Genomic DNA, 12253 nt, shown 5'->3' with positions numbered 1-12253 from the left:
GCCCTCACGGCCCCTATCGCACACCCACAACGGCCGCCACAACCAGCCCGACACCCCCAGCTGGCCCTCACGGCCCCTATCGCACACCCACAACGGCCGTTACAGCCGGCTGGGCCCGCTCGGCTGGTTCTTGCGGCCGTTGATGGCGGGTGCGGAGCCGCCGCAGGGACCAGCAGCCTCGGGGGCGGGATCAACCCGGACAGACCTGGATGACGCTGGCGTCTCCCCGGATACATCCCGGCGGTCGCCTGGCGGTCGGGAGTGGGCTGGGCCTCGCGGGGTCGGCCACGGGAGGGGTGGTTGCGTTTGTGGCGGGGATTGGTCGTACCGGAAAAGGGTGAAGCGGGACCGGACCGCCTGCCGGAAGTGGCGCGGGGTCAGGCGTTCAGGTAGGTGAGGACGGCCAGGACGCGGCGGTTGTCGTCGTCGGACGGGGGGAGGTCGAGTTTGGTGAAGATGCTGTTGATGTGTTTGCTGACGGCTTTCTCACCGACGAAGAGTTTGGCGGCGATCGCGCCGTTGGAGCGGCCCTCGGCCATCAGGGTGAGCACCTCGCGTTCGCGGGCGGTGAGCGCGGAGAGCGGGGACTGGCGGCGGGCCAGCAGCTGGTAGACCACCTCGGGGTCCATGGCGGTGCCGCCGCCGGCCACGCGGCGGACCGCGTCGACGAACTGGGCGACGTGCGAGACCCGGTCCTTCAGCAGATAGCCGACGCCGCCGGTGCGGTCGGAGAGCAACTCGCGGGCGTAGAGCGGTTCGACGTGCTGGCTGAGCACCAGCACCGGCATCCCGGGGATCTCGACCCGGGCGGCGATCGCGGCCTGCAAGCCCTCGTCGGTGAAGGTCGGTGGCAGCCGGACGTCGACGACGGCCACGTCCGGGCGGTGCTCGACGAGGGCGGGCAGCAGCGCGGGTCCGTTGTCGACGGCCGCCACCACCTGGCAGCCGTGCGCGGTCAGCAGTCGGGTCAGGCCGTCCCGGAGGAGGGCGTGGTCTTCGGCGAGGACGACGCGCAAGGCACCTCCATGGTCACGACGGTCGGTCCGCCCCGCGGGCTGGACAGGCTCATCGTGCCATCGAACGCGGCAAGACGGCGCTCTATACCTCGCAGGCCGGTGCCGGTGGCCGGGTCGGCACCACCTCGGCCGTCGTCGCTGATCCGCATGACCAGCGTCGATCCGGTGTGCCACAGCTCGACCTGGGCGTTCTGCGCGGCACTGTGCCGGGTGGTGTTGGCCAGCGCCTCGGCGACCGCGAAATACGCCGCGGACTCCACCGGCGTCTCCAGGCGGCCGGGCAGCGCGGTCTCCACGGTGGCCGAGATCGGCAGGGCCATCACCAGGGCGCGGACCGCGCCGTCCAGACCGCGCTCGGCGAGCACCGGCGGGTGGATGCCGCGGACCACGTGCCGCAGGTCGGCCAGCGCGGCGGTGCTGGTCTCCCGGGCCTCGGTGAGCAGTTTGCGGGCGCCGGCCGGATCGGTCTCGACCATCTCCTCGGCCAGGCCGATCGTCATGCCGAGCGAGACCAGCCGCACCTGGGCGCCGTCGTGCAGGTCGCGCTCGATCCGGCGCAGCTCGGCGGCCTGCGCGTCGACCGTGTCGGCCCGGGTGACGGTGAGCTGGCTGACCCGCAGGCGCAGCTCGGCGTTGCGGGTCGGCCCGAGGAACAGGTGGGCGAAGCGGGCGTCGAACCAGCGCAGCCACGGCGCGCCGGCCAGGCCGACGGAGAGGAACAGCGCGCCCTGCGGCAGGGAGAGGAACGCGTCGCCGACGGTGTCGAACGGCCAGATCGCACCGTAGCCATACCACCCGGTGCCGAGCCAGATCCACAGTGGGATCAGCAGCACGCCCTCCAGGCCGTAGAGCGGGATGGCCAGGGTGAGCACGCCGAGCACCACGCCGGTCAGCGCGCCGGGCACCAGCCAGGCGAGGTCGCGCCAGGTGGCCGGGTCGGTGAGCAGCCACCGGAAGTGCCGCCAGCCGCCGAGCACAGCCACCGGGCGCGGGCGATAGGGCCGGGTGATCACCACGCCGGACCCGGCCGCGATCCGGCGGGCCAGGTCGGCGCGCAGCCGGACCAGCTTGGTGACCAGCGGGAACAGCACCATCCCGAGCCCGGGCACCACGCTGAGCAGCAGGGTGACCAGGGAGAGCACGAAGAGCGGCAGGTTCAGGACCGCCAGCGGGATGGCGATCAACCCGCCGAGCACGGCCCGGAGCCCGTCGCGGATCCAGTCACGCGAGTCCATGACTCCATCCTGCCCACTCCGCGCACGCTTGTCGGTAGTGCTGGCACTACCCCCGAATAGGAGGCCAGCACTGCTGACCGGAGCCGCCCGGACCGGTTGGCTGGTGCGATGACGACGACTGCCGAACGGCCGCGCACGGCCGGAAGTGATTTCGCGGAGCTCAACCGCCGGATCAACGCGGCCGGACTCCTGCGCAGACGCCCGGGCTACTACGCGGTGCGCCTGAGCCTGGTCACCCTCGCCCTGATCGCCGGGTGGACGGCGTTCTTCCTGGTCGGCGCGTCCTGGTGGACCCTGGCCGTGGCGGTCTTCCTGGCCGTGGCACACACCCAGATGGCGCTGGTCGCCCACGATCTCGCGCACCGGCAGGTGTTCCGCACCAACCAGCCCAGCGCCCGGGCCGGCCGGCTCGCCGGCAACCTGGCGATCGGGATGTCCTACGGGTACTGGATGGACAAGCACACCAAGCACCACGCCAACCCGAACCACGACGACCTGGATCCGGATGTCGGGCCGGGGGTGCTGGTCTGGTCCCGCGAGGCGGCCCGCGGCAAGGGTTTCCTGGTCAAGCACCAGGCCTGGTTCTTCTTCCCGCTGCTCACCCTGCTCGGGATCTCGCTGAAACGCGACAGTGTCCGGGCGCTGCTCGACGGCACCGTCAAACGGCGCGGCACGGAGTGGGCGCTGCTCGGCACGCACCTGATCGGGTACGCCGCGGCGCTGCTGCTGGTGCTCAGCCCGCTGCAGGCGCTCGCGTTCCTGGTGGTGCACCAGGCGCTGTTCGGGGTCTACCTGGGCATGACGTTCGCGCCCAACCACAAGGGCATGCCGCATCCGGCCGGTGACGAGGACTTCCTGCGCAAGCAGGTGCTGACGTCGCGGAACGTGCGCGGTGGGCGCTTCGTGGACGCGGCGCTGGGCGGCCTGAACTATCAGATCGAGCATCACCTGTTCCCGGCGATGCCGACGCCCAACCTGCGGAAGGCACAGCCGATCGTGCGCGACTACTGCGCCGAGATCGGGGTGTCCTACCAGGAGACCGGTTTGATCGAGTCGTATCGGCAGGCACTGCGCCACCTGCACGAGGTCGGCGCGGACCTGCGGTCCTAGAAAATCAGGGCGGCCGGGGGCGCGCTTGTCGCGCACCCCACGGCCGCAGCCCCAACCCTTCCGGTACGCGGTGGGAGCGCCCGGCCGGTCTAGAACGTCAGTGTCAGCCGATACCGATGTTGTTGTGCGCGCTCACCGGAGCGAACCGGCGGTTGCCCAGCCAGACGGCGTCGTAGCCGTTGACCAGCAGGTTCGCCAGCGAGACGGGCGGCGGGACCGGCCCGTTCTTGCACTCGGCCCAGCCACCGAAGTCGGTGGTCGCCTCGCACAGCGGGAAGCGCTCACCGGTGGTGGTGAACTGGATCGGCAGGTTGGCCACCGGGCGGCCGTCCCAGGTGGTGAAGTGGGCCTTCAGGCCGAGGGTCTCACGCGCGATCACATCGAGCGTGCCGTAGTACGCGGTCGCGTTCATCCGGATCGGAGAGGTCTTCGGGGCGGGTGCCGCCTGAGCGGGGCTGGCGGCGGCAATGCCGGCCAGTGTTACGGCCGCAGCCAGCCGTCGCACGGTCATGAGCTTCATGGGGCACAAAGCTAGGCGAAAGGTAGGTTTTTCCCAAAAGCGACACACCTCCGGGTGACAAGATCTACCCGGACCACGCTCCGACCTGCGGTTTACTCAACGAAATAAATCGGAGATCGCGACACGCGGTCGCCCCGAAAGGGTGATCCGGAGGGGAAGATCACACGGTTTCGCGCCGTCATGATCTATTCTAGGAAAGTCTCGACAGGTCTCGTGAAAACGCCGTCGCGGCTTCCGCGCAAAACGCCCATCGTGCGTTAGCCTCTGCTCACAAAGCGCACCAGCCGACGATCTTCCATCGGTATGTTCCGCGCTTTCCCCGCCACCACCCGGCGGACCATCTGGCACGCAAGCATGGGGAACTTCATTGGACATTGCCATCGTCGGCCTATCCTGCCGTTTTCCGGGGGCGCGCGACGTGGTCGAGTTCTGGTCGAACTCGCTGGCCGCCGCTCATCAATTTCGGCCCGTACCGTCGACTCGTTGGAATCACGAGACATTCTATTCCACGAATTTCCGTGACACCCATTCCACGTACACCGACCGGGTAGCTTTCCTCGACGAGGTCGAGAAGTTCGCGGCCCTGCACCACCGCATCCCACCGCGGCGTGCCAAGGCCATGGACCCGCAACACCGGCTCCTCGTCGACCTCGCCCGCGAGGCGGTTCAGGACGCGGGCTGGGAGCGCCGGCCGTTCGACCGGGCCACCACCGGTGTCTTCGTCGGGCTGAGCACCGCCGACTACAAGGACATGACCGGGGCCCGGCTCACCGCGAGCATGCTGGCCGACGGCTCGCTGTCCGAGCACGCCAAGGACCCCGGGCTGCTCGCCGCGATCGCCGAGGCGGCGGCCGCGGCGATCGATCCGCCGCAGTCGTTCTCGATGGCCGGTTCGCTGCTCAACATGGCGCCGGCCACCGTCAGCGAGCTGCTCGACCTGGGCGGCCCGTCGTTCTCGGTGGACGCCGCATGCTCGTCGGCACTCGTCGCACTGCACGAGGCGATCAACCACCTGCGGACCGGGTCGTGCAGTGCCGCGCTGGTCGGCGGGGTGTTCCTCAACCTCACCCCGAACGGACTCGTCGGCTTCTCCCGGGTGGGCGCGCTGTCGCCGTCCGGGGTGTGCCGGCCGTTCGACGCGCGGGCCGACGGCTTCGTGCTCGGCGAGGGCGGCTCGCTCGCCGTGCTGCGGCCGCTGGACGACGCCCTGGAGGCGGGCGACCGGATCTACGCGGTCATCAACGGCATCGGCACCGCCAACGACGGCAAGGGCGCCGGGCCGATGACGCCGCGGGCGGAGGGTCAGGAGGCCGCGATGCGGGCGGCCTACCGGGACGCGCGGGTGGAACCGGGTGCGATCGACTTCCTGGAGGCGCACGGCACCGGCACCACGGTCGGTGACAAGGTCGAGCTGGAGGCGATCCGCCGGCTGCGGGTCAAGTCCGCGGACCGGCCCTGCTACCTCTCCTCCGGCAAGGCGACCATCGGGCACACGCTGCCCGCCGCCGGCGCCGCCGGTGTGCTGCGGACCGCGCTCGCGCTGCACCACCGCACCGTCCCGCCGCAGCCGGCCATCGAGACGAACACCGATCTGCCGCTGGCCGAGGCGGGCCTGACGATCGCCGGCGAGCCGACCGCGTGGCCGCAGCCGGCCGACGACCGGCGACGGGCCGGGGTCAGTTCGTTCGGGTTCGGCGGCACCAACGTGCACGCGGTGCTGAGCGAGGCACCGGGGCCGGAGGACGACGGCGACGACGCCGACGGCAACCGCCCGTGGGTGGTGCTGCTCTCCGCGGACAACGGCGAGCTGCTCGCCTCGCACGCGCAACGGCTGGCCGGCCTGGTCGCCGCGGACCCGGGGATGACCCCGGCCGCGGTCGCCCGGACCATGGCCAGCCGTACGATGCTGCCCGCCCGGATCGCGGTGATGTGCCGCACCCGGGCCGAGCTGTCCGAACGGCTCGCCACCGCGGCCCGGGAGCTGATCGCCGGCGCGATCGGCCGGCTCGCCGCGGGCCTGTACGCGAGCCTCACCCCGCTCGCCCCCGAGCAGCGCTCGCTGGCGTTCCTCTACCCCGGTCAGGGCTCGCTGCGCCCCGGGGTGCTGCGTGACCTGGTCGCCCGGTTCCCGGCGCTGGCCGAGCACGTCCGGCCGCTCGCCGACCGGGTCGACGAGCGCACCGGCGCACCGGTCACCGATCTGCTCTGCGACACGCCCGGTCCGGGCGCCGAGGAGCAGGTCACCGCGACCCGGATCTCCCAGCCCGGGCTCGGTGTGGCCGGGATCGGGATGACCCAGCTGCTCGCCGACCTCGGGGTGACCCCGCAGGTGACCCTCGGGCACAGCGTGGGCGAGATGGCCGCGGCGGTCGCGGCCGGGGCGCTGACCCCGGACGACGGCATCGAGTTCCTGATCGAGCGGGGCGCCGCGGTGACCACCGGCAAGGAGCCCGCGAAGGGCACGATGGCCGCGGTCCGGATCGACGCGGCCGGCTTCGAGCAGCTGCGCACCGGGATCGAGGGGGTCTGGGCGGGCTGTTACAACCATCCGACCCAGATCGTCGCCAGTGGGCACCAGGCCTCGGTCGACAAGCTGGTCCAGCGGTGCCGGTCCCGGGACGTCCCGGTGGCACCGCTGCGGGTGTCGCACGCGTTCCACTCGCCGCTGATGTCCGAGGTCGACACCCGGGTGGCCGAGCACGTGGCGCAGTTGCCGGTGCGCAAGCCGATCCGGACGCTGATCTCCAGCGTGGACCCGGCGGCCCAGGCCGACCCGGAGACGTTGCGGGCGCTGTGGAGCCGGCAGGGTTCGGCGCCGGTGCTGTTCCGGGACGCCGTCGACGTGGCGATCCAGTCCGGCGCGAAGATCCTGGTGCAGGTCTCGGCCGGGGACGCGCTGCTCGGGATGGCCGCGCAGACCCCGTCGGCACGCGGGCTGGACTCGATCGCGCTGATGCCGGCCGAGCCGGACGACGGCTACGCCCTGCTCGAGGGCCTGGGCCGGCTCGCCGTGGCCGGTGTGCCGGTGGACCTCACGCCGCTGTTCGAGGGCCTGGGCGTACCGCTGGTCACGCTGCCGCCCTCGCCGCTGGCCACTCAGCACTACTCGATCCGGCGTACGGCCGCGCCGAAGAACCCACCGGCCCGATTTGTCGGTAGCCAAGAAGAACGCGCTGAAATTCCGGCACGCGAAGCGTCGCCGGCCGCCGTTACCCGGAACGGAGAGCAGATTCCCGTGAACGACGTCATCTCCCTGCTGCGGGAGCAGCTCGCTGTCCTGCGCGACATCGGCGCCGAGCCGTCCGTCCTGCTGGCCGCCCCGGCGGCGCCGAGCCGTCCGGCCCTTCCCGCCGCACCGGCGGTGCGGGACACGCCGGTGGCACCACCCGCACCGGCGCCGGTCGCCCGGCCCGCGGTCCCGCCGCAGAAGCCGGCCCCGAAGATCGCCGACAAGCAGGTGTTCGCTGAGGTCGCCGCGATGGTCGGCAAGATCAGCGCGTATCCGGCGGACATGGTCCGGCCGGAGCAGACGTTCGCCACCGACCTGGGTTTCGACTCGATCATGACGGCCGAGCTGATCGCCGCGGCCAAGCGGCGCTGGACCGACCTGGACCTGGCCCCCGAGCAGGTGTTCGGGATCGCCACGGTGGGCGAGCTCACCCAGCTGCTCGCCCAGGCCCTGGGTGGCGGCGTCCCCGCCGTCCCGGCGGCGGCGCCCGCGGCGGAACCGGTGCCGGAACCCCAGGCCCTGGTCCACCGGGCGGACTCCCGCCGGGCCGAGGTGGCCGACGTGACCAAGCTGCCCGAGGTGGTGCAGTTCGAGTCGCGCGGCGCGATCCTGGAGCGGGTCGGTGTCGCCAACCCGTACTACATCCAGCACGACAGCGTGATCAACAACCGGACCTCGGTCCAGGGCCGCCAGCTGATCTCCTTCTCCAGCTACAACTACCTGGGCCTGTCCGGGCACCCGATGGTCAACTACGCGGTGACCGAGGCGGTCGAGCGGTACGGCTCCTCGGTCTCCGCCGCCCGTATCCTGTCCGGCAACCGGGCGCTGCACGACGAACTCGACCGCGGACTGGCCGCCCTGGTCGGCGCCGAGGACGCGATCTCGCTGCTCGGCGGGCACTCCACGAACGTCGGCATCATCGGGCACATGGTCGGCCCGGAGGACCTGATCGTGCACGACGCGCTCGCGCACGACAGCATCCTGCAGGGCTGCCGGCTCTCCGGCGCCAACCGCCAGCCGTTCCCGCACCAGGACCTCGCCGCCCTGGACGCGCTGCTGACCCGGATCCGCGACCGGTACCGCCGGGTGCTGATCATCGTCGAGGGCGTCTACAGCATGGACGGCGACATCTGCGACCTGCCCGCGCTGATCGCGCTGAAGAAGAAGCACGGCGCGCTGCTGATGGTGGACGAGGCGCACAGCATCGGCGTGCTCGGCGCCCGCGGCGGCGGTGTCGGCGAGCACTTCGGCGTGGACCGCGGCGACGTGGACATCTGGATGGGCACCCTGTCCAAGTCCCTGGCCAGCTGCGGCGGCTACATCGCCGGCCGGCACGAGCTGATCGAATACCTGCGGTACACCCTGCCGGGGTTCATCTTCAGCGCCGGGATGAGCCCGGCGAACGCGGCCGCCGCGCTCGCCGCCCTGCACATCCTGCGCGAGGAGCCGCAGCGGCTGACCGTCCTGAAGGACCGGTCGGCCACCTTCCTGCGGCTGGCCAAGCGGGCCGGGATCGACACCGGACCGAGTGACGGCACGCCGGTCATCCCGGCCATCACCGGCGACTCGATGCTGGCACTGCGCCTGGCCGACACGCTGTTCAAGAACGGCGTCAGTGTGAACCCGATCATGTATCCGGCGGTGAAGGAGCGGCTGGCCCGGCTGCGGTTCTTCATCACCGCCGAGCACACCGACGAGGAGATCGAGACGACGGTGGATCTGCTGGCCCGGCACCTCGACCCCACCCGCGTGCCGCAACCGGCCTGAGAGCGTTCAACCTGACATGACCTCTGTGACACGACAGCCGCTCCGGGCCGGGGACGACCATCCGGTCGTTCCCGGTCCGGGGCCCGGCTCTGCGGCCGGTCCGGTCGTCCGGCTCGTCGCCCGCCATCCCACGTTCGTCCTGCTCATCGCACTGTTGCTGGCCTGCGTGGCGGTGGCGTTCAGCACCGACGTGGTCGGTGCGCTGAAGACCGGCGGCTTCGACGATCCGGCCTCGGACTCGGTACGCGGCCGGCAGGTGCTCGCCGAGCACTTCCGTGCCGCGGACCCGAACCTGGTGGTGCTCATCGCCAAACCCGGCGGGAGCGTCGACGACCCGGATGTCCGGACCGTCGCGAACCGGGTCACCCGGCGGCTGGCCGGCACCGACGGGGTGACAGTGGCCGGGTCGTACTGGGTCAACCGGTTGCCGCAGCTCGCCAGCCGGGCCCGCGACCAGGGCATGCTGCTGGTCCACGTGGACGGCGACGAGGACCGCAGCGCGGACCGGGTCGCCGTGCTGCACGACGAGCTGGCCCGCGACGACGGCCCGGTCCGGGTCTCGTTCGGCGGCTTCACCCAGATCAACAACGACATCAACGAGCAGGTCACCGCGGACCTGGCCACCGCCGAGACGATCGCCATCCCGATCACCCTGGTGCTCCTGCTGCTGGTCTTCGGCACGGTCGGCGCGGCCGGGGCGCCGCTGCTGATCGGCATCTTCTCGATCGTCAGCACGCTCGGCACACTGCGGCTGCTGGCGGCGATCACCGACGTGTCGGTGTTCTCGGTCAACATGGCCACCGCGCTGGGGCTGGGCCTGGCGGTCGACTACAGCCTGCTGTTCGTCTCCCGGTACCGCGAGCAGCGGGCCACCGGCACCGACACCGAGACGGCACTGGCCGGCACCATGCGGACGGCCGGGCGGACGATCGTCTTCAGCGCCGCCACGGTCGCGGTCGCGCTGTGCAGCCTGCTGGTCTTCCCGCAGTACTTCCTGCGGTCGTTCGCGTACGCCGGCATCGCCGTGGTGGTGACAACGGTCGGCGCCGCGCTGCTGGTGCTGCCGGCCCTGCTCGCCCTGCTCGGGCACCGGATCGACAAGTGGGCGCTGTGGCGGCCCCGCCCGGAGAAGCCGGCGTTCTGGGGCCGGTTCGCCGCGTTCGTGCTGCGCCGGCCGGTGCTCACCGCGGCGCCGGTGATCCTGGTCCTGGCGTTCCTGGCGCTGCCGTTCGGGCACGTGCGCTTCGGCGTGGCCGACGACCGGGTGCTGCCCCGGACGGCGGAGAGCCGGATCGTGGCGGACGCGGTACGCACGCAGTTCGCCGACACCGGCAGCGGGGCCACCGTGGTGGTCGCCGAGCACTGGGGCGGCGCCACCGACGCACGGACCCGGGTCGCCGACTACGCCGCCCGGCTCTCCGGCGTGCCCGGTGTGACCCGGGTGGACAGCATGGTCGGCACGTACCAGCGCGGCTCGATCGTGGTCGCCGCCGGCCGTCCGGACTCGCGTTTCGTGGCCGGCGACGCGACCTGGTTCTCGGTGCTCAGCGAGGTGGAGCCGTATTCGGACGCCGGCGCCGGCCTGGCCCGGGCGATCCGCGCGGTACCGGTGCCGAACCGGGTCCCGGTGCTGGTCACCGGCCCGGCCGCGCAACTGGTGGACATCACCGGCTCGATCGGGTCCCGCCTGCCGATCGCCGCGGTGCTGATCGCGGTCAGCACGTTCCTGCTGCTCTTCCTGCTGACCGGCAGCGTGCTGCTGCCGATCAAGGCGCTGCTGCTGAACACCCTGACGATGAGCGCGGTGTTCGGGGTGGCGGTCTGGATCTTCCAGGACGGCCACTTCTCCGACGTGCTCGGGCAGACCGGGGCGCCGCTCGCGGTGGCCATCCCGGTGCTGCTGTTCTGCGTGGCGTTCGGGCTGTCGATGGACTACGAGGTGTTCGTGCTGTCCCGGGTGATCGAGCGGCACGAGCAGGGCGCCGACCTGCACACCGCGGTGGTCGAGGGGATGTCCAGCAGCGTCCGGGTGATCAGCGCCGCGGCCGGCATCCTGTCGGTGTCGTTCCTGGCGATGGTCTCGTCCGGGGTTTCCCTGATCCAGTTCTTCGGCCTCTGCGCCGCGCTGGCGATCATCCTGGACGCGCTGCTGGTCCGCCCGGTGCTGGTGCCGGCGTTCATGCGGCTGGCCGGGCAGTGGAACTGGTGGGCGCCGCGACCGCTCAAGGCCCTGCACGCCCGGCTGGGTCTGCGCGAGCACGGCTGAGGCGAAAAATCCTTATCCGCGGCGTGCGGCGAAGTCCGTACGCCGCGCCGACCGGGCAGGTTCGCAACCATGTCGGTATCCTGTTGAAACAATCGATTACTGATCTACGCCCGACGTGTTACCCCAGGTAGTAGGCGTTTCGGAACACCTGGGGGTCACATGGCGTTCTCTTAGGATTAAGGTTTAGAGTGCCGCGCGTGAAGGTGACCTTGCAGGAAATCCGGGAGCGCACCTACAAGCCGATCGACGCGTGGTGGACCGTGCTTCTGGTCGACCCGCTGGCGTCCCGGCTGGTGCTGCTCGTGGCGCCATATCGGTGGATCACACCGAACGTTCTGACTCTGATCGCGACCATCATCGGCGCCGGCTCCATGGTCAGCTTTGCACAGGGTGACCAGCAGTGGCTGATCGTCGGTGCGGTGCTGTTCCACCTGAGCTTCGTGGTCGACTGTATGGACGGCAAGATCGCCCGGTTGAACGGCACCGGCACCGTCTTCGGGCAGTGGCTGGACTTCGTGCTCGACCGGGTGCGGGTCTTCTTCTGCGCGATCACGCTGTTCGGTGGCCAGTACGCCCAGCACCACGACGTGAAGTACCTCTGGCTGATGTCCGTGGCCATCTTCCTGGACCTGATCCGGTACCTGAACGGCAGCCAGGTCTCCAAGGTCCGCCGGGGCATGACCGACAAGCTCAACTCGCTGAAGTACCCGGTCGAGCTGAGCCCGGAGCCGGCACAGGACATGTCCGAGCCCGGTGACGAGGCGGCCGAGGAGACCACCGACACCAACGTGGCCGCCACCATCGCGGCGGCGCGGCCGAAGTCGCTGAAGAGCCGGGTCGGCGCTTACCTCAAGCGCAACCGGATCCGGACCCACCTGTTCAGCGGCATCGAGTACGAGATGTTCGTCTACATCCTGGCCCCGCTGACCGGCCTGATCTTCTCGATCACGGTCTTCGCCGGCGCGGCCATGCTCGCCTTCGAGTTCTTCCTGATCTACAAGCTGTACCGGACCACCACGGCGTACCCGGCGAAGCTCGCGGCCGCCCAGGAGAAGTACGACGCGTACCAGCAGGGCCAGGTCCCCACCGCGCTCTGACGCGTCACCCCAC

The 12253-nt window shown here is 70.9% G+C and carries 7 protein-coding genes; 4 read left to right on the top strand and 3 right to left on the bottom strand.

All coding sequences use genetic code 11. From position 1 onward, the window contains the following. Positions 1-377: 377 nt before the first annotated feature. Together ADL15_RS14395 and ADL15_RS14390 are read right to left on the bottom strand one after the other, a co-directional pair. The gene (locus ADL15_RS14395; RefSeq protein WP_067689735.1) at positions 378-1016 is read right to left on the bottom strand and encodes a response regulator; all 639 of its coding nucleotides are present in this window, start codon (positions 1014-1016) and stop codon (positions 378-380) included. After that, entirely contained in the window at positions 968-2251 is a 1284-nt protein-coding gene (locus ADL15_RS14390) for a sensor histidine kinase (protein WP_067689732.1), read from the bottom strand. Before ADL15_RS14390 ends, ADL15_RS14395 begins: the two co-directional genes overlap by 49 nt. Positions 2252-2359: 108 nt before the next feature. Between ADL15_RS14390 and ADL15_RS14385 the strand changes: the two genes are divergently transcribed. Continuing rightward, entirely contained in the window at positions 2360-3361 is a 1002-nt protein-coding gene (locus tag ADL15_RS14385; RefSeq protein WP_067689729.1) for a fatty acid desaturase family protein, read from the top strand. 103 nt (positions 3362-3464) lie between these two features. Here ADL15_RS14385 and ADL15_RS14380 read toward each other — a convergent pair whose 3' ends face one another. Next, positions 3465-3881: a hypothetical protein gene (locus ADL15_RS14380; RefSeq protein WP_067689725.1), complete on the bottom strand. Its 417-nt coding sequence runs from the start codon at positions 3879-3881 to the stop codon at positions 3465-3467. A gap of 367 nt (positions 3882-4248) precedes the next feature. On the opposite strand from ADL15_RS14380, the gene ADL15_RS14375 reads away from it, so the two are divergent. The 3 genes from ADL15_RS14375 to ADL15_RS14365 all read left to right on the top strand — a co-directional run bounded on the left by ADL15_RS14375 (position 4249) and on the right by ADL15_RS14365 (position 12240). Continuing rightward, positions 4249-8877: a type I polyketide synthase gene (locus tag ADL15_RS14375; protein ID WP_067689722.1), complete on the top strand. Its 4629-nt coding sequence runs from the start codon at positions 4249-4251 to the stop codon at positions 8875-8877. Positions 8878-8893: 16 nt separating this feature from the next. Then, positions 8894-11143 (top strand): MMPL family transporter, encoded by a 2250-nt coding sequence (locus ADL15_RS14370; protein ID WP_067689719.1) that lies wholly within the window; start codon positions 8894-8896, stop codon positions 11141-11143. Between the two features lie 197 nt (positions 11144-11340). Next, complete coding sequence (locus tag ADL15_RS14365; RefSeq protein WP_067689716.1) at positions 11341-12240, top strand: CDP-alcohol phosphatidyltransferase family protein; 900 nt, start codon at positions 11341-11343, stop codon at positions 12238-12240. The last annotated feature ends 13 nt before the right edge of the window (positions 12241-12253 follow it).

Origin of the sequence: Actinoplanes awajinensis subsp. mycoplanecinus (genome assembly GCF_001509495.1) — a bacterium.
Lineage (GTDB): Bacteria > Actinomycetota > Actinomycetes > Mycobacteriales > Micromonosporaceae > Actinoplanes > Actinoplanes palleronii.
This window is presented reverse-complemented; position numbering and strand designations above follow the sequence as displayed.

What these genes read in the sequence shown, in the direction of transcription:
- ADL15_RS14380 (WP_067689725.1), bottom strand. Translation starts at nt 3,881, where the DNA reads ATGAAGCTCATGACCGTGCGACGGCTGGCTGCGGCCGTAACACTGGCC.
- ADL15_RS14370 (WP_067689719.1), top strand. Translation starts at nt 8,894, where the DNA reads ATGACCTCTGTGACACGACAGCCGCTCCGGGCCGGGGACGACCATCCG.
- ADL15_RS14390 (WP_067689732.1), bottom strand. Translation starts at nt 2,251, where the DNA reads ATGGACTCGCGTGACTGGATCCGCGACGGGCTCCGGGCCGTGCTCGGC.
- ADL15_RS14385 (WP_067689729.1), top strand. Translation starts at nt 2,360, where the DNA reads ATGACGACGACTGCCGAACGGCCGCGCACGGCCGGAAGTGATTTCGCG.